This is a genomic window from Streptomyces sp. NPDC107581 (genome assembly GCF_055657175.1).
Genome location: NZ_JBVKBH010000009.1, coordinates 121,715 through 145,135, shown reverse-complemented (window position 1 = coordinate 145,135; position 23,421 = coordinate 121,715). Strand labels below are relative to the sequence as shown.

The 23,421-nt window shown below is 72.6% G+C and carries 21 protein-coding genes; 17 read left to right on the top strand and 4 right to left on the bottom strand.

What is annotated here, in order from left to right:
- The first annotated feature begins 102 nt into the window (after positions 1-102).
- From ACZ7P3_RS23975 to ACZ7P3_RS23920, 12 genes are all read left to right on the top strand, one after another.
- Positions 103-285: a hypothetical protein gene (locus ACZ7P3_RS23975; protein ID WP_472084856.1), complete on the top strand. Its 183-nt coding sequence runs from the start codon at positions 103-105 to the stop codon at positions 283-285.
- Positions 286-597: 312 nt separating this feature from the next.
- Positions 598-774, top strand: coding sequence for a hypothetical protein (locus ACZ7P3_RS23970; RefSeq protein ID WP_472084854.1), 177 nt, complete (start codon positions 598-600; stop codon positions 772-774).
- Complete coding sequence (locus ACZ7P3_RS23965; RefSeq protein ID WP_472084852.1) at positions 771-2,168, top strand: glycosyltransferase; 1,398 nt, start codon at positions 771-773, stop codon at positions 2,166-2,168. Before ACZ7P3_RS23970 ends, ACZ7P3_RS23965 begins: the two co-directional genes overlap by 4 nt.
- 64 nt (positions 2,169-2,232) lie before the next feature.
- Entirely contained in the window at positions 2,233-3,027 is a 795-nt protein-coding gene (locus ACZ7P3_RS23960) for a TIGR03084 family metal-binding protein (RefSeq protein ID WP_472084851.1), read from the top strand.
- Entirely contained in the window at positions 3,024-4,706 is a 1,683-nt protein-coding gene (locus tag ACZ7P3_RS23955) for an acyclic terpene utilization AtuA family protein (RefSeq protein ID WP_472084849.1), read from the top strand. Before ACZ7P3_RS23960 ends, ACZ7P3_RS23955 begins: the two co-directional genes overlap by 4 nt.
- A 40-nt stretch (positions 4,707-4,746) precedes the next feature.
- Positions 4,747-6,345, top strand: coding sequence for an acyl-CoA carboxylase subunit beta (locus ACZ7P3_RS23950; protein WP_472084848.1), 1,599 nt, complete (start codon positions 4,747-4,749; stop codon positions 6,343-6,345).
- Between the two features lie 8 nt (positions 6,346-6,353).
- Positions 6,354-8,195, top strand: a complete 1,842-nt coding sequence (locus tag ACZ7P3_RS23945) for an acetyl/propionyl/methylcrotonyl-CoA carboxylase subunit alpha (RefSeq protein WP_472084846.1) — start codon at positions 6,354-6,356, stop codon at positions 8,193-8,195.
- Between the two features lie 54 nt (positions 8,196-8,249).
- Positions 8,250-9,410, top strand: coding sequence for an acyl-CoA dehydrogenase family protein (locus ACZ7P3_RS23940; RefSeq protein ID WP_472084844.1), 1,161 nt, complete (start codon positions 8,250-8,252; stop codon positions 9,408-9,410).
- A gap of 29 nt (positions 9,411-9,439) precedes the next feature.
- Entirely contained in the window at positions 9,440-11,008 is a 1,569-nt protein-coding gene (locus ACZ7P3_RS23935; RefSeq protein ID WP_472084842.1) for a 4-coumarate--CoA ligase family protein, read from the top strand.
- Positions 11,005-11,742: an enoyl-CoA hydratase family protein gene (locus ACZ7P3_RS23930; protein WP_472084840.1), complete on the top strand. Its 738-nt coding sequence runs from the start codon at positions 11,005-11,007 to the stop codon at positions 11,740-11,742. Before ACZ7P3_RS23935 ends, ACZ7P3_RS23930 begins: the two co-directional genes overlap by 4 nt.
- Positions 11,723-12,376, top strand: a complete 654-nt coding sequence (locus tag ACZ7P3_RS23925) for a TetR/AcrR family transcriptional regulator (protein ID WP_472084838.1) — start codon at positions 11,723-11,725, stop codon at positions 12,374-12,376. The genes ACZ7P3_RS23930 and ACZ7P3_RS23925 overlap by 20 nt, the downstream gene beginning before the upstream one ends.
- 206 nt (positions 12,377-12,582) lie before the next feature.
- Positions 12,583-13,614: an isopenicillin N synthase family dioxygenase gene (locus ACZ7P3_RS23920; protein ID WP_472084836.1), complete on the top strand. Its 1,032-nt coding sequence runs from the start codon at positions 12,583-12,585 to the stop codon at positions 13,612-13,614.
- 42 nt (positions 13,615-13,656) lie between these two features.
- On the opposite strand, the gene pdxH is transcribed toward ACZ7P3_RS23920, so the two are convergent.
- Positions 13,657-14,343 carry a pyridoxamine 5'-phosphate oxidase gene (gene pdxH / locus ACZ7P3_RS23915; protein ID WP_472084834.1) on the bottom strand — a complete coding sequence of 229 codons (687 nt, stop codon included), beginning with the start codon at positions 14,341-14,343 and terminating at the stop codon, positions 13,657-13,659.
- A 166-nt stretch (positions 14,344-14,509) separates the two neighbouring features.
- Between pdxH and ACZ7P3_RS23910 the strand changes: the two genes are divergently transcribed.
- The 3 genes from ACZ7P3_RS23910 (at position 14,510) to ACZ7P3_RS23900 (ending at position 18,065) form a co-directional block, all read left to right on the top strand.
- Complete coding sequence (locus ACZ7P3_RS23910; protein ID WP_472084832.1) at positions 14,510-15,610, top strand: citrate synthase 2; 1,101 nt, start codon at positions 14,510-14,512, stop codon at positions 15,608-15,610.
- Positions 15,611-16,078: 468 nt separating this feature from the next.
- Positions 16,079-16,501, top strand: coding sequence for a GNAT family N-acetyltransferase (locus tag ACZ7P3_RS23905; RefSeq protein WP_472085231.1), 423 nt, complete (start codon positions 16,079-16,081; stop codon positions 16,499-16,501).
- Between the two features lie 112 nt (positions 16,502-16,613).
- Positions 16,614-18,065, top strand: a complete 1,452-nt coding sequence (locus ACZ7P3_RS23900) for a PAS domain-containing protein (RefSeq protein WP_472084830.1) — start codon at positions 16,614-16,616, stop codon at positions 18,063-18,065.
- 125 nt (positions 18,066-18,190) lie between these two features.
- Here the strand turns inward: ACZ7P3_RS23900 and ACZ7P3_RS23895 are convergent, their stop codons facing one another.
- Positions 18,191-18,946, bottom strand: coding sequence for an SIS domain-containing protein (locus ACZ7P3_RS23895; protein WP_472084828.1), 756 nt, complete (start codon positions 18,944-18,946; stop codon positions 18,191-18,193).
- A 202-nt stretch (positions 18,947-19,148) separates the two neighbouring features.
- On the opposite strand from ACZ7P3_RS23895, the gene ACZ7P3_RS23890 reads away from it, so the two are divergent.
- Positions 19,149-19,841: a metal-dependent transcriptional regulator gene (locus ACZ7P3_RS23890; RefSeq protein WP_472084826.1), complete on the top strand. Its 693-nt coding sequence runs from the start codon at positions 19,149-19,151 to the stop codon at positions 19,839-19,841.
- A 301-nt stretch (positions 19,842-20,142) separates the two neighbouring features.
- Positions 20,143-21,003, top strand: coding sequence for an alpha/beta fold hydrolase (locus tag ACZ7P3_RS23885; protein WP_472084824.1), 861 nt, complete (start codon positions 20,143-20,145; stop codon positions 21,001-21,003).
- A 48-nt stretch (positions 21,004-21,051) separates the two neighbouring features.
- On the opposite strand, the gene ACZ7P3_RS23880 is transcribed toward ACZ7P3_RS23885, so the two are convergent.
- Positions 21,052-22,638, bottom strand: coding sequence for a transporter (locus ACZ7P3_RS23880; protein WP_472084822.1), 1,587 nt, complete (start codon positions 22,636-22,638; stop codon positions 21,052-21,054).
- The gene (locus tag ACZ7P3_RS23875) at positions 22,635-23,411 is read right to left on the bottom strand and encodes an ABC transporter ATP-binding protein (RefSeq protein ID WP_472084820.1); all 777 of its coding nucleotides are present in this window, start codon (positions 23,409-23,411) and stop codon (positions 22,635-22,637) included. The genes ACZ7P3_RS23880 and ACZ7P3_RS23875 overlap by 4 nt, the downstream gene beginning before the upstream one ends.
- Between the last annotated feature and the right edge of the window lie 10 nt (positions 23,412-23,421).

Sequence of the window (23,421 nt, the reverse complement as noted above, 5' to 3'; positions counted from 1 at the left end):
GCCTGACCAGCAGACCGCTCCGGCAGCCGTACCGGCCGCCGTATCAGCAACCCGCTCCGGCGGCCGTTGCGGCGCACGGTCGTCAGCCGAGGGGCCCCCACGGTGCACGACAGTTCGGTCGGCGGCCCGCTGCTGTGGCCGGCCGACGAGCCCTGGCCGGTCTGTACGGTTCCGCACAAGCGCGGGAGCGGCTGCCGCCCTGCCGATGTGCTGCGCGAGCGGCACATCCTGGAGTGGGCCCGGCGGCGCGACCCCCGGCACCCGGTCAGCCTGGTCACCCAGTGAGACGACGGCCGGTGCCCGCCCGGCTCCGCGAAGGGTCCCGGCGGGGTGGGGAGCCGGCGTGCCGGTGTGTGCGCCGGGGCGAGGGGCCGGTGCATGCGCCAGGGGCGGCGGTGTGAGCCGCCCGGCGACGGGGCGGGGCCGGCGATCTTCCCGTTGATGTTCATGCCTGCCGTTTCCCCTGATGAGGGCCTTGATCGAAATGCTCCTCGAACTTGATCGCCGGGCGTCGCGCGAACGGGGAAAGGCCGGACAAGCCCATGGCCCTGGCCTGACTCTGTGTTTTGAGCAAGAACACCGGAGAAAGGTTGCTGGATGAACTACACAGGGGGGAGCGGCTCACTCGCCGCAACGGGGGCCGGGGCCATCACGATCGGGGGGATCGCCTTCCAGCAGCTGTGGCTGCTGGGCGTGGCGGCCGTCGTGGTCGGTCTCGGAGCCGTGCTCGTGCGCACGTCGTTCCGCCGGGGGAAGGCGGTCCACGAGCGATGAAGACGATCCGGGTGCGTCGGACCCGGACCCGCATTCTGGTGGGGGCCGCCCTCTCGGTGGCGGCCCTCTCCGTCTGGCTGGTCCGGCACATCTACTCGGGCATCAGCACATGGGAGGGGCACGGGCAGCACTTCGCCACGGTGTACGCCCTCGCGTTCCTGCTGCTCATGTGGCAGTGCGTGCTCTACTTCTGCGAGCGGCCGCGGAAGGTGACGCCCGAACAGCAGGAGCGGCTGGACGCCTTGCGGGTGACCGTGCCCGTGCCGGTGCGCAACGAGGGCCCCAACGCCTTCAAGGCCTGTCTGGCCTCCATCGCCGACCAGACACGCCTTCCGCACTGTGTGGTCGTGGTGGAGAACGACAACTCCGTCGACTACACGTCCGTCCGCTCCTGGTTCGAGGGGGTGTGCGAGGAGCGGGGTGTCCCGCTGCTCTGGGAGTGCACTGCGGTGCCGGGCAAGCGGCACGCGCAGGGCCTGGCCCTGGCGGCGGCGCGGAGGGCCGCCATCGCCACGGACGTCTACGTCACCGTGGACTCCGACGCCAACCTGGACTGCCAGGCGGTCGCGGAGATCCTCAAGCCCTTCGCAGACCGGGAGATCCAGTCCGTGGCCGGCATCGTGCTCGCCTCCAACCTGCGCGGCAACGTGAACGGCAAGGGTGAGCGCAGGCGGTGGCGGGACGTGCTCGTCCGGCTCACCGACCTGTGGTTCGTGGTGGGGCAGCTGGTGGACCGGTCGGCACAGTCGGCCCTGGGCGGAGTCCTGGTCAACTCCGGTGTGCTGGCCGCGTACCGGGCGCACGTCGTCGAGGACAACCTCGACGGCTACCTCAACGAGACCTTCCTCGGCCGCAAGGTCGAGTTCTCCGACGACTCCATGCTGACCATCTACGCCCTGCAGCACGGCAAGGCGGTCCAGCAGCCCACGGCCTTCGCCACCACCCTGATGCCGGACAACTTCTCGCAGCTCTTCCGCATGTACACGCGCTGGATGCGGGGCGCCTTCATCCGCACCTTCTGGCGCTTCCGCTACCTGCGGCTCGACAACTACGCGTACTGGGGCCATCTCATCGGATGGATCCAGATGATGCTCTCCACCGTCATCTTCGTCGCCCTTTTCCTGTACCTGCCGCTGGTGCAGGGCGTCTGGACGTGGGAACTGCTCCTCATCCCCGTGCTCGTGGGGTACGGGCAGGCGCTCAGGTATCTGAGCTTCCGGCGCAGCGACGAGCCCTTCGCCGCCCAGCTCCTGACCTTCGCGGCGGCGCCGCTGGCGCAGATCTTCGCGTTCACCGTCTTCCGCGTGGTCCGCTGGTACGCCATGGCGACGTGCTACCGCACCGGCTGGGGCACCCGGCAGAAGGTCGAACTGGACCTCGCGCCCACCGGCTGAGAACCAGGCCGAAATTCATGCAAGCACGCTTGATTGTTTCTGCACCCACTGCCATGCTCCCCGTATGGCCGACCCGACGCCCGTCATCGACGACCTGCGTGCCGAGAGCGACGAACTCGACCTGCTCGTCGCCGAGTTGACATCCGAACAGTGGGCCCTCGGCACCGCCGCCCCCGGCTGGACCGTGGCCCACCAGATCGCTCACCTCGCCTGGACCGACCGCTCCGCACAGGTGGCCGTCACCGACGCCGACGCCTTCCGGACGCTGGTCGAGAAGGCGCTCGCCGCCCCCGGCTCGTTCGTGGACGAGGGGGCGGAGGAGGGCGCCCGGCTTGCGCCCGCCGAGCTGCTGGCGGTGTGGCGCACCGGGCGCACCGCCCTCGCCGAGGCCCTGCGCACCGCACCGCCCGGCGCCCGTTTCCCCTGGTACGGCCCGCCCATGTCCGCCGCCTCCATGGCCACCGCCCGCCTCATGGAGACCTGGGCCCACGCCCTGGACGTCGCCGACGCCCTGGGCGTGGTGCGCCCGCCCACCGACCGGCTCCGGCATGTGGCCCGGCTCGGGGTGCGCACCCGCGACTTCGCCTTCGGGGTGCACGGGCTCACCCCGCCCGCCGACGAGTTCCGCGTGGAACTGGCCGCACCCTCCGGCGAGTTGTGGACATATGGCGCCGAGGACGCCCCCCAGCGCGTCACCGGACCCGCCCTGGACTTCTGCCTCCTCGTCACCCAGCGCGCCCACCGCACCGACCTCGCCGTGCGCGCCGAGGGCCCGGACGCCGACCGCTGGCTCGACATCGCGCAGGCCTTCGCGGGCCCGCCCGGCGCCGGCCGCCCGCCGAAGGGGGCCGCCGGGTGACGACGCGTCCGCTGCGCATCGGCAACTTCTCCGGCTTCTACGGCGACCGCGCCGACGCCCTGCGCGAGATGCTCACCGGCGGCGAGGTCGATGTCCTCACCGGTGACTACCTCGCCGAACTCACCATGCTCATCCTCGGCCGCGACCGTCTGAAGGACCCGGCCGCCGGATACGCCCGCACCTTCCTGCGCCGGCTGGAGGACTGCCTCGCCCTCGCCCACGAGCGCGGGGTGCGGATCGTCACCAACGCGGGCGGACTCAACCCCGCCGGACTCGCCGACGCCGTACGGCAGTTGGCCGGCCGGCTCGGCATCCCGGTCCGGGTCGCCCATGTCGAGGGCGACGACCTGACCGCCGCCCACCCCGGCGCCCTCGCCGCCCACGCCTACCTCGGCGGGTTCGGCATCGCCGAGTGCCTGCGGGCCGGGGCGGACGTCGTGATCACCGGCCGGGTGACCGACGCGGCGCTCGTCACCGGGCCCGCCGCCGCCCACTTCGGCTGGCGGCCCGGGGAGTACGACCGCCTCGCCGGTGCCGTCGTCGCCGGGCACGTGCTGGAGTGCGGGACCCAGGCGACCGGCGGGAACTACTCCTTCTTCCGCGAGGGGGACGTACGCCGTCCCGGCTTCCCGCTCGCCGAGATCCACGCCGACGGCACCAGCGTCATCACCAAGCACCCCGGCACCGGCGGCTTCGTCGACCCCGGCACGGTCACCGCCCAGCTGCTCTACGAGACCGGCGGCGCCCGCTACCTCGGCCCCGACGTCACCACCCGGCTGGACACCGTACGGCTGAGCCCGGACGGGCCGGACCGGGTGCGGATCGAGGGCGTGCGCGGGGAGGCGCCCCCGCCGGCCCTCAAGGTGGGGCTGAACCGGCTCGGCGGCTTCCGCAACGAGGTCGCCTTCGTCCTGACCGGACTCGACATCGAGGCGAAGGCGGCCCTCGTCCGGGAGCAGCTGGCCGACGTGCTCGCCAAGGCGCCGCCCGCGGAGGTGCGGTGGGACCTCGTGCGCACCGACCGGCCCGACGCGGACACCGAGGAGACGGCCGGCGCCCTGCTGCGGCTCGTCGTACGGGATCCGGACGAGCAGGTCGTCGGGCGGGCGCTGAGCGGGGCCGCGATCGAGCTGGCGCTGGCCAGTTACCCCGGGTTCCATGTGCTGGCCCCGCCCGGAAAGGGCGCGCCCTACGGGGTCTTCGAGGACGTGTACGTGCCCCATGACACGGTCGGCCATGTGGCCGTCCTGCCCGACGGCCGCCGGGTGACGGTGCCGCCGCCCGAGGACACCCTCGTACCCGGGGACGTACCGCAGCCGCCCCTGCCCGACCCGCTGCCGCCGGGCCCGGTCCGCCGCGCCCCGCTCGGCCTGGTAGCCGGGGCCCGCAGCGGGGACAAGGGCGGGAACGCCAACGTCGGGGTGTGGGTGCGCTCGCCGCAGGCCTGGCGGTGGCTCGCCCACGAGCTGACCGCCGAGCGGTTCCGGGAGCTGATCCCGGAGAGCCGGGACCTGCCCGTCACCCGGCATGTGCTGCCGGACCTGCGGGCCGTCAACTTCGTCGTGGAGGGGATCCTCGGCGCGGGTGTCGCCGCCCAGCACCGTTTCGACCCGCAGGCCAAGGCGCTCGGCGAATGGCTGCGCTCCCGCCACCTGGACATCCCGGAGGCCCTGCTGTGACGGTCCTTTCCACCGCCCTGGACATCCGGGAGGCCCTGCTGTGACGGTCCTTTCCTCCGCTCTCGACGTCAACGGCCCGGACTACCAGGCCCATCGGGAGGCGATGCTCGCCAAGCTCGCCGACCTGGAGGCCGAGCACGCCAAGGCCCTCGCGGGCGGCGGCGAGAAGTACGTCGGGCGGCACCGCGAGCGCGGCAAGCTGCTCGCCCGCGAGCGCATCGAGCTGCTCCTCGATCCGGACACCCCGTTCCTGGAGCTGTCCCCGCTGGCCGCCTGGGGCAGCGACTACACGGTCGGCGCCTCCCTGGTCACCGGGATCGGCGTGGTCGAGGGCGTGGAGTGCCTGATCACCGCCAACGACCCGACCGTGCGCGGCGGCGCCAGCAACCCCTGGAGCCTGAAGAAGGCCCTGCGCGCCAACGACATCGCGCTCGCCAACCGGCTGCCCTGCATCAGCCTGGTGGAGTCCGGGGGTGCCGATCTGCCGTCGCAGAAGGAGATCTTCATCCCGGGCGGCGCCATCTTCCGGGACCTCACCCGGCTCTCCGCCGCCGGCATCCCGACCGTCGCCGTCGTCTTCGGCAACTCCACCGCCGGCGGCGCGTACATACCCGGCATGTCCGACCACGTGATCATGGTCAAGGAACGGGCGAAGGTGTTCCTCGGCGGGCCGCCGCTGGTGAAGATGGCGACCGGCGAGGAGAGCGACGACGAGTCCCTGGGCGGCGCGGAGATGCACGCGCGCGTGTCGGGCCTCGCCGACTACTTCGCCGTGGACGAGCGGGACGCGCTGCGCCAGGCGCGCCGCGTGGTCGCCCGGCTCAACCACCGCAAGGCGTACGGCGATCCGGGCCCGGCGGCCCCGCCCGAGTACGACCCGGAGGAGCTGCTCGGCATCGTCCCCGGCGACCTGAAGATCCCCTTCGACCCGCGCGAGGTCATCGCCCGCCTGGTCGACGGCTCCGACTTCGACGAGTTCAAGCCGCTGTACGGGACGAGCCTGGCGACCGGCTGGGCGTCCCTGCACGGCTACCCGGTCGGCATCCTGGCGAACGCCCAGGGCGTCCTGTTCAGCGCGGAGTCGCAGAAGGCCGCCCAGTTCATCCAGCTCGCCAACCAGCGCGACATCCCGCTGCTGTTCCTGCACAACACCACCGGCTACATGGTCGGCAGGGAGTACGAGCAGGGCGGGATCATCAAACACGGCGCGATGATGATCAACGCGGTGAGCAACAGCCGCGTGCCCCATCTGTCCGTCCTCATGGGGGCCTCCTACGGCGCCGGGCACTACGGCATGTGCGGGCGCGCCTACGACCCCCGCTTCCTGTTCACCTGGCCCGGCGCCAAGTCGGCCGTCATGGGCCCGCAGCAGCTCGCGGGCGTGCTGTCGATCGTCGCCCGGCAGTCGGCGGCGGCCAAGGGAGCGCCGTACGACGAGGACGCGGACGCGGCCCTGCGCGCCATGGTGGAGCAGCAGGTCGAGTCCGAGTCGCTGCCGATGTTCCTGTCCGGGCGGCTGTACGACGACGGCGTCATCGACCCGCGCGACACCCGCACCGTTCTCGGCCTGTGCCTGTCCGCGATCCACACCGCCCCCTACGAGGGCGCACGCGGCGGCTTCGGCGTCTTCCGGATGTGAGGGATCACGTGATTTCGACCGTACTCGTCGCCAACCGGGGCGAGATCGCCTGCCGGATCTTCCGGACCTGCAGTGAGTGGGGAATCCGGACGGTCGCCGTGCACTCGGACGCGGACGGGAGCGCCCTCCACGCGCGCATGGCCGACACGGCGGTACGGCTGCCGGGGGCGACGCCCGCCGAGACGTATCTGCGCGGCGACCTGATCGTGAAGGCGGCGCTGGCCGCCGGCGCGGACGCCGTGCACCCCGGATACGGCTTCCTCTCCGAGAACCCCGGCTTCGCCCGTGCCGTCCTCGACGCCGGCCTGCTCTGGATCGGGCCGCCGCCGCGCGCCATCGAGGCGATGGCGTCCAAGACCCGGGCCAAGGAGCTGATGGGGCTCGCCCCCCTGGACGAGGTCACCGCGGCCGACCTGCCGGTGCTGGTGAAGGCGGCCGCGGGCGGCGGGGGGCGCGGGATGCGGATCGTGCGCCGTATGGAAGAGCTTCAGGCCGCGCTGGAGGGCGCGCGCGCCGAGGCCGCGAGCGCCTTCGGCGACGGCGAGGTCTTCGTCGAGCCCTACATCGAACGCGGCCGCCACGTCGAGGTGCAGATCCTTGCCGACACCCACGGCACGGTCTGGACGCTCGGCACCCGCGACTGCTCCCTGCAGCGCCGCCACCAGAAGGTGATCGAGGAGGCCCCGGCACCGGGTCTGACGCCCCGGCTCACCGAGGAGCTGTACGCACTGGCCGTGCGCGCGGCCCGGTCCGTGTCCTACGTGGGCGCCGGCACGGTCGAGTTCCTGGTCGCCGACGGCAGGGCCCACTTCCTGGAGATGAACACCCGCCTCCAGGTCGAACACCCCGTCACGGAAGCCGTCTTCGGCCTCGACCTGGTCGCCGAGCAGATCCGGGTCGCCGAGGGCCACCCCCTCCCGGCCGACCCGCCCCGCGCACAGGGCCACGCGGTGGAGGCCCGCCTGTACGCGGAGGACCCCGCCCGCGACTGGGCCCCGCAGACCGGCACCCTGCACCGCCTCGCCGTACCCGACGGCATCCGCCTGGACACGGGCTACACCGACGGCGACACCATCGGCGTCCACTACGACCCGATGCTGGCCAAGGCCGTCGCCCACGCCCCCACGCGCGCGCAGGCCCTCCGCAAGCTCGCCGGAGCCCTGGAGCGGTCGGCGATCCACGGGCCGGTCACCAACCGCGACCTGCTGGTGCGCTCCTTGCGGCACGCGGAGTTCACGGCGGCCCGCATGGACACCGCCTTCTACGAACGCCACCTCACCGCCCTGACCGGTCCCGCCCCCGACCCGTACGCCCCCCTGGCAGCGGCCCTGGCCGACGCCCACGGCCGCTCCCGCTTCGGCGGCTGGCGCAATGTGCCCTCTCAGCCCCAGGTCAAGCGGTACGCGATGGCGGGGGAGGAGCACGAGGTCCACTACCGGCACACCCGGCAGGGCCCCACCGCCGACGGGGTACGCGTGGTGCACGCCGACGCGCGCCTGGTCGTCCTCGAAGTGGACGGCGTACAGCGGCGGTTCGAGGTCGCGCGCTACGGCGACCAGGTCCACGTCAACTCCACGACCCTCACCGTCCTGCCCCGCTTCCCCGACCCGAAGGCCCAGCACGCCCCGGGATCCCTGCTCGCGCCGATGCCCGGCACGGTCGTGCGCATCGCCGAGGGCCTGGCGGAAGGGGCGGCCGTACGGGCCGGGGATCCCCTGATCTGGCTGGAGGCGATGAAGATGCAGCACCAGATCTCGGCACCGGCCACCGGCACGCTCACGGCCCTGCAGGTGAAGCCGGGACAACAGGTGGAGCCGGGCACGCTGCTGGCGGTCGTGCAACCAGCCTAGGGGCGCGGGGAACTGCGCGCCCAGCCACAAACGACCCGCACCCGGAGGAATCGCATGTCCACCCACATCGAATCCGAAGAGCACAAGGCCCTGCGGTCCGCGGTGGCCGCCCTCGGCAAACGCTACGGCCGCGACTACATCACCCGCACCGTCGCCGCGGGGAACTATCCCGCCGAACTCTGGTCCGAGGCGGGAAAGCTCGGCTACCTCGGCGTCAACCTCCCCGAGGAGTACGGAGGCGGAGGCGGCGGGATAGCCGAACTCTCCATCGTCCTCGAAGAGCTGGGCGCCGCGGGCTCCCCCCTCCTGATGCTCGTGGTCTCGCCGGCCATCTGCGGCACGGTCATCTCCCGCTTCGGCACCGCGGAGCAGAAGCGGACCTGGCTCCCCGGCATCGCCGACGGCTCCCGCCTCATGGCTTTCGGCATCACCGAACCCGACGCGGGTTCCAACTCCCACCGCATCACCACCACGGCCCGCAAGGACGGCGCCGACTGGCTGCTGACCGGCCGCAAGGTGTTCATCTCCGGGGTGGACCGGGCGGACGCCGTCCTCATCGTCGGCCGTACCGAGGACGCCCGCACCGGACGCCTCAAGCCCTGCCTGTTCATCGTCCCGACGGACACCGAGGGCTTCCACAAGCACCCCATCGACATGGAGCTCAAGGCCGCCGAGAAACAGTTCGAGCTGGTCCTGGACGACGTACGGCTGCCCGCCGACGCCCTGGTCGGCGACGAGGACGCCGGACTGCTGCAGCTGTTCGCCGGGCTCAACCCCGAGCGCGTCATGACCGCCGCCTTCGCGATCGGCATGGGCCGCTACGCGCTCGCCAGGGCGATCGAGTACGCCCGTGACCGCACCGTCTGGAAGGCTCCCATCGGCGCCCACCAGGCCATCGCCCACCCCCTCGCGCAGGCGCACATCGACCTGGAACTGGCCCGGCTGATGATGCAGAAGGCGGCCCATCTGTACGACGCCGGCGACGACACCGGCGCCGGCGAGGCGGCCAACATGGCCAAGTACGCGGCGGGCGAGGCCTGTGTGAAGGCCGTCGACCAGGCCGTGCACACCCTCGGCGGCAACGGCCTCACGCGCGAGTTCGGGCTCGCTTCGCTGATAACGGCCGCACGTGTGGCTCGTATTGCTCCGGTGAGCCGGGAGATGATTCTCAACTACGTTTCCCACCAGACCCTGGGCCTGCCCAAGTCGTACTAGGCCACCACCGGCAGCCGCTTGGAGGAACCGTGTTCCGCAGCGTGTACGCAGACGTTCCGCCCGTAGAACTCCCCATCCACGAGGCCGTCCTGGGCCCGGCCGCCGGCTTCGGCGACCGGCCGGCCCTCATCGACGGCACGGACGGCACCACCCTCACGTACGAACAAGTGGACCGGTTCCACCGGCGGCTGTCCGCCGCGCTCGCCGACGCGGGAGTGCGCAAGGGCGACGTCCTCGCCCTGCACAGCCCCAACACGATCACCTTCCCGATCGCCTTCTACGCGGCCACCCGGGCCGGTGCCACCGTCACCACCGCGCACCCGCTCGCCACGCCCGAGGAGTTCGCCAAGCAGCTCGCCGACAGCGGCGCCCGCTGGATCGTCACCGTCTCCCCACTGCTGCAGGCCGCCCGCCGGGCCGCCGAACTCGCGGGCGGCATACGGGAGATATTCCTCTGCGACAGCGCACCCGGACACCGCTCCCTGATCGAGATGATCGCCTCCGCCGCGCCCGAACCGGCGGTCGGCATCGACCCGGCCGGCGACATCGCCGCCCTGCCGTACTCCTCCGGCACCACCGGCGTCCCCAAGGGCGTCATGCTCACCCACCGGCAGATCGCCACCAACCTCGCCCAGCTGGACGCCCCCGTCCCCACGGGCCCCGGCGACCGCATCCTCGCCGTACTGCCGTTCTTCCACATCTACGGCCTGACCGCCCTGATGAACGCGCCCCTGCGCAAGGGCGCCACGGTCGTCGTCCTGCCCCGCTTCGACCTGGAGACCTTCCTCGCCGCCATCGAGAACCACCGCATCACCGGCCTGTACGTCGCCCCGCCGATCGTGCTCGCCCTGGCCAAGCACCCGGCGGTGGCCCGCTACGACCTCTCCTCCGTGCAGTACGTCATCAGCGCCGCCGCCCCGCTGGACGCCCGGCTCGCCGGCGCCTGCGCCGAACGGCTCGGCCTGCCGCCCATCGGCCAGGCCTACGGCATGACGGAACTGTCGCCCGGCACCCATGTCGTCCCGCTGGACGCCCTGCACGAGGCGCCCGCCGGCACGGTCGGCAGACTCATCGCCGGCACCGAGATGCGCATCGTCTCCCTGGCGGACCCCGGCAAGGACCTCGGCACCGGTGGGACCGGCGAGATCCTGATCCGCGGCCCGCAGGTGATGAAGGGCTACCTCGGCCGCCCCGACGCCACCGCCGACATGATCGACACCGAGGGCTGGCTGCACACCGGCGACGTCGGCCACGTGGACGCCGACGGCTGGCTCTTCGTCGTCGACCGGGTCAAGGAACTCATCAAGTACAAGGGCTTCCAGGTGGCCCCCGCCGAGCTGGAGGCCCTGCTGCTCACCCACCCCGGCATCGCCGACGCCGCGGTCGTCGGCGCCCGCAACGAGGACGGCAACGAGATCCCGCACGCCTTCGTCGTCCGCCGGCCCACCGCCGCCGGCCCGGGCGAGAACGAGATCATGCTGTACGTCGCCGAACGCGTCGCGCCCTACAAACGCATCCGCCGGATCACCTTCATCGACACCGTGCCCCGCGCGAGTTCCGGGAAGATCCTGCGCCGACAGCTCAGGGAGCACCTGTGAGCACACCGATCGGACGCACGCGCACGCGCGGCGTCGAAACCCTCAGCCTGGACGCCGTCGACACCCGCAACGCGCTCTCGGCGGCCCTCGTCGGGGACCTCGCCGGCGCCCTGGCCGACTGCGCGAAGGACCCCGAGGTCCGGGCCGTCGTCCTCACCCACACCGGCACGACCTTCTGCGCCGGCGCCGACCTGCGCGACCCGCCCGATCCGGACGCGCTGGTGGGTCTGCTGCGGCAGATCGTGGAGCTGCCCAAGCCCGTGGTCGCCCGCGTCACCGGGCACGTCCGCGCGGGCGGCCTCGGCCTGCTGGCCGCCTGCGACATCTCCGCCGCCGCCACCGGGGCCACCTTCGCCTTCACCGAGGTCCGTATCGGCGTGGCCCCCGCGGTGATCTCCCTGCCGGTCCTCCCGCGCGCCGACCCCCGCGCGCTCGCCCGCTACTACCTCACCGGCGAACGCTTCGATCCGGCCGAGGCCGTACGCCTGGGCCTGCTCACCGTCACCGGCGACGACGTGGACGACGCCCTCGCCCCCGTGCTCGACGGCCTGCGCCGCTCCTGCCCACAGGCCCTGGCCGAGACGAAACCGCTGCTCACGGCTAGGGTGCTGGAGACGTTCGACCGGGACACGGCGGAGCTGACCGCGCTCTCGGCCCGGCTGTTCTCCGCCGCCCACGCCCGGGAGGGGATGACGGCCTTCCTGGAGAAGCGGGATGCGGCATGGGTGGTGTGAGGACGTGAGCACGACGGCGGAACGCGACCGCGTGCCGGGGCAGGACCCGAAGCCGGACCGCAGCCCCAAACAGGACCGCAGCCGGGCCACCCGGCAGCGGCTCCTGGAGGCCGCCGTGGCCTGCCTGGCCGAGCACGGCTGGGCAGGCTCCACCGTCGCCGTCGTCGCCGAACGCGCCGGCGTCTCCCGGGGCGCCGCCCAGCACCACTTCCCGACCCGCGAGGACCTGTTCACGGCAGCCGTCGAGTACGTCGCCGAACAGCGCTCCACCGCCCTCAGGGAACTGTTCCCCGACGGCGCCGCCGACCGCCGTGCCGTCGTCTTCGCCCTGGTCGACCTCTACACCGGCCCCCTGTTCCGCGCCGCCCTGCACCTGTGGGTCGCCGCCTCCGACGAGGAGCAGCTGCGCGCCCGCGTGACCGAGCTGGAGGCCCGCGTCGGCCGCGAGACCCACCGCATCGCCGTCGAGCTCCTCGGTGCCGACGAGACCCGCCCCGGCGTCCGCGAGACCGTCCAGGGCCTGCTCGACATGGCCCGCGGCCTCGGCCTCGCCAACCTCCTCACCGACGACGGCACCCGCCGCGAGCGGGTGGTGGCCCAGTGGGCGGTGCTCCTGGAGGAGACGCTGGGCTGAAGGGGTTGTGCGGGAGCGCGTTACCCTTGGGCCCATGCTTCCGATGCTCGTTCGCCGACGCCACGTGGACTACGTGCGCGTCACGAGCATGGGCTGTCGGCTTTCGGCCTGAATTCAGCCCCTTTTTCTCTCCTTCTTACGGCATTCTGGGCGCCGCCCTACCCTCGGCGGCCTGCCCGTGGCCCACACACCCTGTGGACGCATCCATGACGACGCACACTGCGACGACCCCGTCGTACGAACAGCTCCCGATCATCGACCTGTCGGCCGCCGACCGCGGTTCCCAGGCTCGCGCCCTGCTCCACGCCCAGCTGCACAGCGCCGCCCACGACGTGGGCTTCTTCCAGCTCGTCGGGCACGGCGTGACGCGGACCGACACCGACGCGCTGCTCACCGCCATGCGCGCCTTCTTCGACCTCCCCGAGGCCGACCGGCTCGCCCTCGACAACGTCAACTCCCCGCACTTCCGCGGCTATACGCGCACCGGCGACGAGCGCACCCGCGGCGCCCGCGACTGGCGCGACCAGCTCGACATAGGCGCCGAGCGCCCCGCCCGCGTCCCCGGCCCCGGCGAGCCGTCGTACTGGTGGCTGGAGGGCCCCAACCAGTGGCCGGCCGCGCTTCCCGGGCTGCGCACCGCCGCCCTCGCCTGGATCGACAGACTGAGCGAGGTCGCCCGGCGCCTCCTGCACGAACTCCTCACCGCGATCGGTGCCCCCGCCGACTTCTACGACCCGGTCTTCGGCGCCCATGCCCATCCGCACCTCAAGCTCGTGCGCTATCCGGGCAGCGCGGGCGACGGCACCGACCAGGGCGTCGGCGCCCACAAGGACTACGGCTTCCTCACCCTGCTCCTGCAGGACACCGTCGGCGGCCTCCAGGTCCAGCGCGAGGACGGCCTCTTCCACGACGTGCCCCCGCTGCGGGACGCCTTCGTCGTCAACCTCGGCGAACTCCTCGAAGTGGCCACCAACGGCTACCTGATCGCCACCAACCACCGGGTGATCAGCCCGCCCGGAGCCACCGAACGCTTCTCGGTGCCCTTCTTCTACAACCCGCGCCTGGACGCCAGGGTCGAGCCGCTGCCCTTCCCGCACGCCTCGACGGCCCCCGGCATCACGACCGACCCTTCGAACCCGTTGTACGCGGAGTACGGCTACAACGAGTTGAAGGGAAAGCTGAGGGCACATCCGCTGGCGGCCGAACGGCACCACGCGGAGCTGCTCGCCCCGGTGTGAGCGGCGCCCGCCGCCGGCCGGCGCCCGCCCACGGCCGGCGGCTCACGGGCTCAGCCGCTCCACCGCCCAGCCGCCGTCCGGCCGGGCCACGTACCGCAGCCGGTCGTGCAGGCGGTTCTCGCGGCCCTGCCAGAACTCGACCGTCTCCGGTGCGATCCGGAAGCCGCCCCACTGCGGCGGTACCGGAACCTGCTCCCCTTCGGGGTAGCGCTCGGCCAGCTCCGCGTAGGTCGCCTCCAGCTCGGCGCGGGACGTGATCACCGCGGACTGGGCGCTGGCCCAGGCGCCCAGCTGGGATCCGTGCGGGCGGGTGCGGAAGTAGGCGGCGGTCTCGTCCCGGCCGGTGCGGCGGGCGGTCCCGGTGACGATGACCTGACGGGCGATCGGGTGCCAGGGGAAGAGCACCGAGACGTACGGACTGGCGTCCAGGTCGCGGCCCTTGCGGGAGTCGTAGTTGGTGTAGAAGACGAAGCCGTCCGTGTCGAACCCCTTCATCAGGACCGTGCGCGAGCTGGGGCGGCCGGTGGCGTCCGCCGTGGAGACGACCATCGCGTTGGGCTCGTAGAGCGTGCCGTGCAGGGCCGCTCGGGCGGCGTCCTCGAACCAGCCGGTGAACTGGTCCATGGGGTGTGCGGCGAGGTCCTTCTCGTCGAGGCCCGCCGCCCGGTACTGCTTGCGCATGGCGGCGGGGTCCAGGAGGGGGTCGAGGATGGGGTCGCGGTCGGTCACGCGGTCATCCTGCCGTATCGAACGCCCGTGGCACTCAGTGTCGCGTGGTCTCCCCAACTATGGCACTCGGGGTTATCGTGCAGGTTCCCCGTGGATTGGGTGACCACCGGCCGATCGGGGCATCACCGGGGTGTCCGCCGCCGAAACATTCACAAGGAGCCGCCTGATGTCCGATTTCGTACCCGGGCTCGAAGGAGTCGTCGCGTTCGAGACGGAGATCGCCGAACCCGACAAGGAAGGTGGCGCCCTGCGCTACCGCGGCGTCGACATCGAGGACCTGGTGGGGCACGTGTCCTTCGGGAACGTGTGGGGGCTGCTGGTCGACGGCGCCTTCAACCCCGGACTGCCGCCCGCCGAGCCCTTCCCGATCCCGGTGCACTCCGGTGACATCCGCGTGGACGTGCAGTCCGCGCTCGCCATGCTCGCCCCCGTCTGGGGACTCAAGCCGCTGCTCGACATCGACGCCGCCCAGGCCCGCGACGACCTCGCACGGGCCGCCGTCATGGCACTGTCCTACGTCGCCCAGTCCGCACGCGGCCAGGGACTGCCGATGGTGCCGCAGCGGGAGATCGACAAGGCCGGCTCGGTCGTCGAACGCTTCATGATCCGCTGGCGGGGCGAGCCGGACCCCAAGCACGTGGCGGCGGTCGACGCGTACTGGACCTCGGCCGCCGAGCACGGCATGAACGCGTCCACCTTCACGGCCCGGGTCATCGCCTCCACCGGCGCGGACGTCGCCGCCGCACTGTCGGGCGCCGTCGGCGCCATGTCCGGCCCGCTGCACGGCGGTGCCCCCTCGCGGGTGCTCGGCATGATCGAGGAGATCGAGCGGACCGGTGACGCGGAGGCGTACGTCAAGCAGGCGCTGGACCGCGGGGAGCGGCTGATGGGCTTCGGGCACCGGGTCTACCGGGCCGAGGACCCCCGCGCCCGCGTACTGCGCCGCACGGCCCGCGAACTGGGCGCTCCTCGCTTCGAGATCGCGGAGGCGCTGGAGAAGGCGGCGCTGGAGGAGCTGCACAACCGGCGGCCGGACCGGGTCCTGGCCACCAACGTCGAGTTCTGGGCCGCGATCATGCTGGACTTCGCCGAGGTCCCGGCGCACATGTTCACGTCGATGTTCACCTGCGCCCGGACCGCCGGCTGGTCGGCGCACATCCTGGAGCAGAAGCGCACGGGAAGGCTGGTGCGCCCCTCCGCCCGCTATGTGGGCCCCGGGACCCGCAGCCCGCGGGACATCGAGGGGTACGCCGACATCGCCCACTGAAGCCGCGAAGCCGCGTCCGGCCGCCCGCCGGACAGCAGACGACCCGCGAGCTCGGTTCCTCCGCCTGTTCGGCGGGGGAGCCGGCCGGACGTGCCGGCGAGCTCGCGGGTCGGGCGACTGCGTTGGATTCGGGCCGGCTGCGTGTGCGTCGCACACGCCGGTCCGGCACCGCACTTCGTGTGGTGGCGGGCCGTCAGCCCGCAGCCACCTCGCGCGTCCGGGTTTCACTCATTTACCCGATCACCTCCTCTCTCACGTATGAGACAGCCTAGGAAGCATCCGGGAGGTGCTCAACCGATTTTCGGAGGCGTGCGACTTTTCGCGGACGTCCGACGCGACGGCTTCCTGACCGGCGCCGTGGCGTCCGTCGCGAGCCGCACCTGCGCCCTGCGGTTGACACCCGGCGGCCCGGGGCGATTCGCTCCCCGTGTGACCGATCTTCGTATCGTCGCCGTCGACGGCGATCCCATGCTGGAACACTGGCGCCACGTCCACAACGTGATCGTCCCGCCCGCCGCCATGTCCCTGCAGGACGCACGGCAGCGGCGCGCGAGGTACCGGCTGGAGAACGCGTACCTGGGGGACGAGCTCGTCGGCTGCACCACCGTCCGGCCGCCGGCCGGGGAGGACGCCGTCGCCACGGTCATCGCGCGCGTGCTCCCCGGGTTCCGCGGGCGCGGCTTCGGCACGGCGCTCTACGAGAACGGGCTCGCCCACGCGCGCGTGCTCGGCGCGAAGGCCGTCGAGACCTGTGTGCTGGCCGTGAACGAGGACGGGCTGCGGTTCGCCCGCAAGCACGGGTTCGTGGAGGTCGAGCGGTACGTGCTGGACGGCGAGAGTGACGAATGGGTCGATCTGCGTCTGGAAACGGACCCCCGCACCGGGCATTGATTGCTGAAATCTGCGGGAACAGGATGTGTGCTGCGTCACGTTCCAGTTGAATGAACACCACTGAGCGAACCGAGCGCCGTACGTGCGCCGACGCAGCCTCCAGGGGGTCCAGGTGAGTGCTTCCCGGCGGAGTGGGACCACCGATGAGCTGGGGCCGGACGAGCCCGAGCCGGACGGTCCGCACAGCTCCGACAGTCCGGCCGGTCCGGCCGGTCCGGAGGAGACCGGCGGGTCCGATCTGCTCGCCGCCCTGCTGGACGGCATGGACGCGGCGCTGTGCGCCTTCGACGCGGACGGGGTCGTCACGCACTGGAACCGCGAGGCCGAGCGGATCCTGGGCTGGAGCGCCGCCGAGGCGGTGGGGCGCCACGGGTTCGCCGGGTGGGCGGTGCGCAGCGCCGACGCCGAGGACGTCCAGGAACGCCTGATGTCGGCCATGCACGCGCCCGGCCGGCAGGTGCACGAGTTCGCCCTCGTCACGAAGGAGGGCGGACGGGTTCTCGTGCGGACCCAGTCCGCCTCCGTGCGCGGACCCGACGGGAAGCCGGCGGGTGTGTACTGCGCGTTCAGCGAGGTCCATGCGCAGATCGACCTGGAGCGCTCCATCGCGCTCAGCGAGGCGCTGTTCGAGAACGCGTCCTGGGGTGTGGTCCTGGTCGACGCCGATCTGCGGCCCGCCGTCGTCAACGCGCACGCGGCGCGGGCCCTGGGCATCGGGCGTACGTCCGCGCTCGGCCGGCCGCTCGGCGAACTGCTCGCGCAGGGCGTGGAGGAGCTGGAGGGCGCCCTCACCCATGTCCTGGCCGAGGGCGCCCCGCCCGCGCCGGCCGAGATGTGGGTGTCCGTGCGCTCGCCCGAGGGCGAGAAGCGGCGCTGCTGGCGCAGCGGATTCGTGCGGCTGGCCTCGCCGCTCGCCGAGGAGCCCGTACCGCTCGGGGTCGGCTGGCTGTTCCAGGACGTCACCGAGGCCAAGCAGGGCGAACAGGAGGCGGCCCTGCTGCGCTTCCGCACCAACCAGCTGCACCGCGCGGCCCGCGCCGCCGCCGAGTGCGAGGACCCGGCGGAAGCGGCCACCGTCCACCTGGACTTCGCCCTCGCCGGCTTCGCCGACCACGCCCTGCTCGACCGGCTGGCGGGCGCCCCGCGCGCGGAGGGCGAGGAGAGGGTGCCGGTGCGGCTGGTCCGGTTCGCCGCCACGCCCGCCGGTGCGCCCGGGCCCAGTGCGCTCACGGGCACGGCCGGGCTGCCGGTGCGCTACGAGGAGGGGCATCCGGCGCTGAGCTGCGTCGAACGGACCGGCAGCGTGCGCGCGGACGCCGGGTCGGTCACGGCCGAGCGGGCGCGCGAGTGGGCGCTGGCCCGGCAGTGGCCCGGCGAGACCGTGCACGCCCTGTGCTCGGTGCTGCGCAGCCGGGGCCGGACGCTCGGCGTGGTCACCTTCCTGCGCGGTGCGGGGCGCAGCCGCTTCGAGCGTGCGGACGCCGCCTATGCGGAGGACGTGGCCCTGCGGATCGCGGCGGCACTGGACCTGGGCGAGGCCCTCCGGGAGAAGCCGGGGGAGTGACGCCCGCGGAGCTGCCGCGCGGGGAGCCCGGCCGTGGCAGCTGTGGCCGGGGGAGCTTGCGGCCGGGGGAGCTTGCGGTCGTGGGGGCTGTGGCCGGGGAGCCGTTTCCGGGGCCGGGGGCGGGTTCAGCGCCGGTAGAAGATCCGGTCCCCGTATTCCTCCATGATCCGGCCGTTCCATTCGTGGCCGCCGTCGACGTTCCCGGAGCGCAGCAGCGGGGGCTCGATGCCGCGGTCGGCCAGCGTGGCGGCCGCGGTGGCCATGACGGCCTGCATCAGGGCGGCGGTGACCACCGTGGAGGCCGGGGCGAAGGGGGCCGGGATGGTGTCGAGGGTCAGCTCCGCGTCACCGACGGCGATCTTCGAGTCCAGGACGATGTCGCAGTGGTCCTTCAGGAAGCCGCCCGAGGAGTGCCGGGACCTGGTCTGCGAGGCGTACGCCACCGACGTCACGCCGATGACCTTCACGCCGAGCGCACGGGCGTTGAGGGCCATCTCCACGGGCAGGGCGTTGCGGCCGGACAGGGAGATGATCACGAGGGTGTCGCCGGCGCGGAGGGGGGAGGTGTCCAGGACGGCACTGGCGAGTCCGTCGACACGTTCCAGGGCGGAGCCGAGGGTGGCCGGGGTGACGTCGACGCCGACCACGCCGGGGACGGCGAGCAGGTTCATCAGGGCGAGGCCGCCCGCCCGGTAGACGACGTCCTGGGCGGCCAGCGAGGAGTGTCCGGCGCCGAACGCGAACAGGCGGCCGCCGGCCGCCACGGTGTCGGCGAGCAGGGTGCCGGCCGCGGTGATCGCCTCGGCCTCCTCCTCGCGGACCCGTTGCAGCAGGCCGACGGCGGCGTCGAAGAACAGGTCGGCAGGCGTGCCGTCGCTCATGCGGTGCCCCTTCGCAGCGTCTGTGTCGCGGATCACCCTGCGGTCTGGACCAATGCGGTGTCAATACGGCCGACCGTGCGTCGTACCCCCTTGTGCCCCGCCGTTTTCGCGGGGGCCCCCGCATGTCAGTGGGATCCGGCAGAATTGATGCTAGGGCCAGCGCACGCGCCGGGCTTCCGGCAGAGGTAATCGAGGGGCACGTATGTCCGGACTGATCGACACCACGGAGATGTATCTCCGCACCATCCTCGAACTGGAAGAGGAAGGCGTAGTCCCCATGCGCGCCCGCATCGCGGAGCGTCTGGACCAGAGCGGGCCGACGGTGAGCCAGACGGTGGCGCGGATGGAGCGCGACGGTCTGGTGTCCATCGCCAGCGACCGGCACCTGGAGCTGACCGACGAGGGGCGCAGGCTGGCCACGCGGGTGATGCGCAAGCACCGCCTCGCGGAGTGCCTGCTGGTCGACGTGATCGGCCTGGAGTGGGAGCAGGTGCACGCGGAGGCCTGCCGCTGGGAGCACGTGATGAGCGAGGCCGTCGAGCGGCGCGTGCTGGAGCTGCTGCGGCACCCGACCGAGTCGCCGTACGGCAACCCGATCCCGGGCCTGGAGGAGCTGGGCGAGAAGGACGGCGCCGATCCCTTCCTGGACGAGAGCATGGTGTCGCTGGCCGACCTGGATCCGGGTTCGGACGGCAAGACGGTCGTGGTGCGCCGCATCGGCGAGCCGATCCAGACCGACGCGCAGCTGATGTACACGCTGCGGCGGGCGGGCGTACAGCCCGGCTCGGTGGTGAGCGTGACGGAGTCGCCGGGCGGCGTGCTGGTGGGCAGCGGCGGTGAGGCGGCCGAGCTGGAGGCCGACATCGCCTCGCACGTGTTCGTCGCCAAGCGCTGAGCATGAGAGGGCCCCGGCGCCGTCTGGCGCCGGGGCCTGTCCTCCCCTGTGCTGACCCGGAGCCCCGAGCTCTCAGGGTCATCCCCCTCGGACCGTTTTTCCCCGAGCGGTCCGCCTCCCGCCAGAAAGATCCCCTCGGCGGCGGCGATCATTCCTTGAGGGGTGTCACTCAAATGAGGGGTGTTCTTCGCAGAGGCAGCATCCTCGAATGGGCATTCGATAGTCTGCGGCGGCAGTACGACGGCGGCGACAACGGCAGTACACCGGTACGAGGCAGGCGGAGCTGGGGGGTGCCAGGCCGATGGCACGGCGTATCGATGTGACGGGAGCGGGCGGGGTGCACCTGGCCGCCTGGGAGTTCGCGGATCCTCCCAAACTGGAGGCGGAATCCAGGGCTCCGGGCGTGCTGTTACTCCACGGTCTGATGGGCCGCGCCTCGCACTGGGCGTCCACCGCCCGCTGGCTCGCCGAGCGCCATCGCGCCGTCGCACTCGACCAGCGCGGCCACGGCCGGAGCGACAAGCCGCCACAGGCTGCGTACACCCGCGAGGCCTATGTCGAGGACGCCGAGGCCGCCCTGGAGCAGCTCGGCCTCGCCCCCGCCGTCCTCGTCGGCCACGCCATGGGTGCCCTGACCGCCTGGCAGCTCGCCGCGAAACGCCCCGACCTGGTGCGCGGCCTGGTCGTCTGCGACATGCGGGCCTCCGCGCTCGGCGCGGCCTCGCAGCGCGAGTGGGCCGACTGGTTCCGGTCCTGGCCCGTCCCCTTCGCCACGCTCGCCGACGTCCGCAAGTGGTTCGGCGAGGACGATCCCTGGGTGGAGCGGCCGAGCCCGGCCCGCGGTGCCTTCTACGCCGAGGTGATGCACGAGTCCGCCGACGGATGGCGGCCGGTCTTCGAGCCGGAGCAGATGCTGGCGACCCGGGAGAGCTGGGTCTACGACGCCCACTGGGAGGAACTGGCCCAGGTCCGCTGCCCCGCTCTTGTCGTCCGTGGACTCGACGGGGAGCTGGGGCGGGCCGAGGCGCAGGAGATGGTGCGGGTGCTGCCCCGCGGTGAGTATGCGGAGGTGGCCGACGCGGGGCATCTGGTCCACTACGACCAGCCGGTGGCCTGGCGGGGGGCCGTCGAGCCGTTCCTCGATGCGATGGCCGGTGCTTGATCACGTTCGCGTCTGCCACGTCGCAGGTGCCCCGCGCCGAGGGGTCCGTCAGCCCTTGCTCACCGCGGTGAGGATCTCGGGCAGGCGGGCCGCCGTGCGCGGTGCCGCGAGCCTCAGGCCCAGACAGCCGGTCGTCGCGCCGTACGCCGCCCCCACCGGGAGCAGCACCCAGGTCCACGCGTCGCCGTCCGCGCGCACGTTCAGCCAGATCGTCGCGGCGATGACGGGGGAGCACAGCAGGGCTGCCGCGACCATGCCGCCGAAGATCGAGATCCAGGCGAGCCCGGCCTGTCCGGGGGCCACGTTCTTGTGGCCCTCCTGCGGGATGGAGTACGGGAAGCGGGCCGAGGTCCAGGCGCCGGTGGCCAGCATCGCCCCGAGCAGCGCCAGCGACAGCCCCAGCACCTCCGGCAGCCGGTCCCAGTCGCCCAGGAGCGCGGTCGTCAGGACGGTCACCAGCGCGGCGTAGGGCAGGGTGATCACCAGCAGGGCCTGGGCCCGCCCGCGCAGTTCGGCGTAGGCGTCCCGCGGCGAGGAGATGGTCAGGGCCACCATCCAGAAGGCGGAGGTGTCCTGCCCGAACTGGTTGTACATCTGGATGCCGAGCATCCCGGCGGCGAAGCACGCGAAGTAGGGGGACCCGGTGCCCTGCACCGCGTTGAACACGGGCACGATCAGGCCGATGGCCAGCGAGGTCACCCACGCGGCCTTCGTCTTCGGGTCGCGCCAGATGTAGCGCAGGGTGCGTTCCATGACCGTACCCGTGCGCCCGCCCGGCAGCAGCCGGCCGAGCCCGGCCGAGGAGCGGTCCCGGGCCCCGGCGTCGGCGGCCTGGATCGTGGACGCGTCGGGCGAGGTCATCAGCCGGGTCAGACTCCGCGCCCACAGGACGAGGAGCGCGAGCAGCGCGGCGGCCGTCAGGGCGAGTCGGCCGGCCGCGGCGCCGTACGACCCCTCGCTCGCCGCCCGTACCGCCGCCACCGCCGACGCGGGCGGCACCCAGGACAGCACGTCCGCGGCCGGCTGCAGCCGGCCGAGGCCACCCGAGCCCAACTGCCGCGCACCGAAGTTGACCAGCTGCGCCCCGACGGCGATGACCAGCCCGCTCAGTACGGCCAGATCGCGTCCCTTCCTGCTGGTCAGCAGCCGTACGTTGGCGGTGGCGACGGCCCGCGCGAGCGCCACGCAGACCAGCAGCGCGAGGGCGACGGCGACGACGCAGAGGGCGTATCCCGCAGCTCCGTGCGCCACCGACAGCGAGCAGCCCGCCAACACCAGCAGCGTGTACAGCGGCCCGATGCCGACCAGCGAGGCGGCCAGCAGCGCCCGGACCAGCGGCTGGGGCCGCAGCGGCAGCAGCACCAGCCGGGTCGGGTCCAGCGTCTCGTCCCCGCTCGGGAAGAACAGCGGCATCACCGCCCAGCCCAGCGCCAGTACGGCCGTGCCCGGCACGGCGACGGCCTCGGCGTGCGGATTGCCGTGCAGCGCCACCAGGCCCAGCAACTGGGCCAGTGCGACCAGCAGGGCGAGGACGCCCGAGGCGAGGAACGCGGCCCGCCGGCCGGCCGACTGCCTGAGCCCGCCCCGCAGCAGGGACAGCTTCAGCCGTACGACGGTGGAGGTGGGGTTCGTCATCGGGCCGCCCCGCCGCCCAGCCAGTCCAGATCGGAGCCGGCGTCCCGGCCGCGCGCCCCCACCAGCTCCAGGAACGCGTCCTGCAGTGTGGGGTGTTCCCCGCGCACCTCGGCCAGGGTCCCGGAGGAGCGGATGCGTCCCGCCGCCATGACGGCCACCCAGTCGCACAGCGACTCGACCAGCTCCATCACGTGCGAGGAGAACACGACGGTGGCGCCGGAGGCCGTGAACCGCTCCAGCACCCCCCGGATGGTCTGCGCGGACACCGGGTCGACGCCCTCGAACGGCTCGTCCAGGAAGAGCACTTCGGGATTGTGGAGGAGAGCGGCCGCGAGCCCGATCTTCTTGCGCATTCCGGTCGAGTAGTCCACGACCAGTTTGTGCTGCGCCCCGGCGAGGTCGAGCACGTCCAGCAGCTGCGTGGCCCGCTTGTCGACCTCGGTGCCCGGCAGCCCGCGCAGCCGCCCCGAGTACCCCAGCAGCTCCCGCCCCGAAAGCCGCTCGAACAGCCGCAGCCCCTCGGGCAGCACCCCGATCCGGGCCTTGACGGCCACCGGGTCCTGCCAGACGTCATGCCCGACGACCTCGACGGACCCCTGATCGGGCCGTAGCAACCCGGTCACCATGGACAGCGTGGTGGTCTTCCCGGCCCCGTTCGGCCCGACCAGCCCGATGAACTTCCCGGCGGGCAGATCGAGATCGATCCCGCCCACGGCAACCTGCTGCCCGAATTGCTTCCAGAGTCCCTGTATGCGAACTGCCGCCTCCGTCATGGGGGAACCC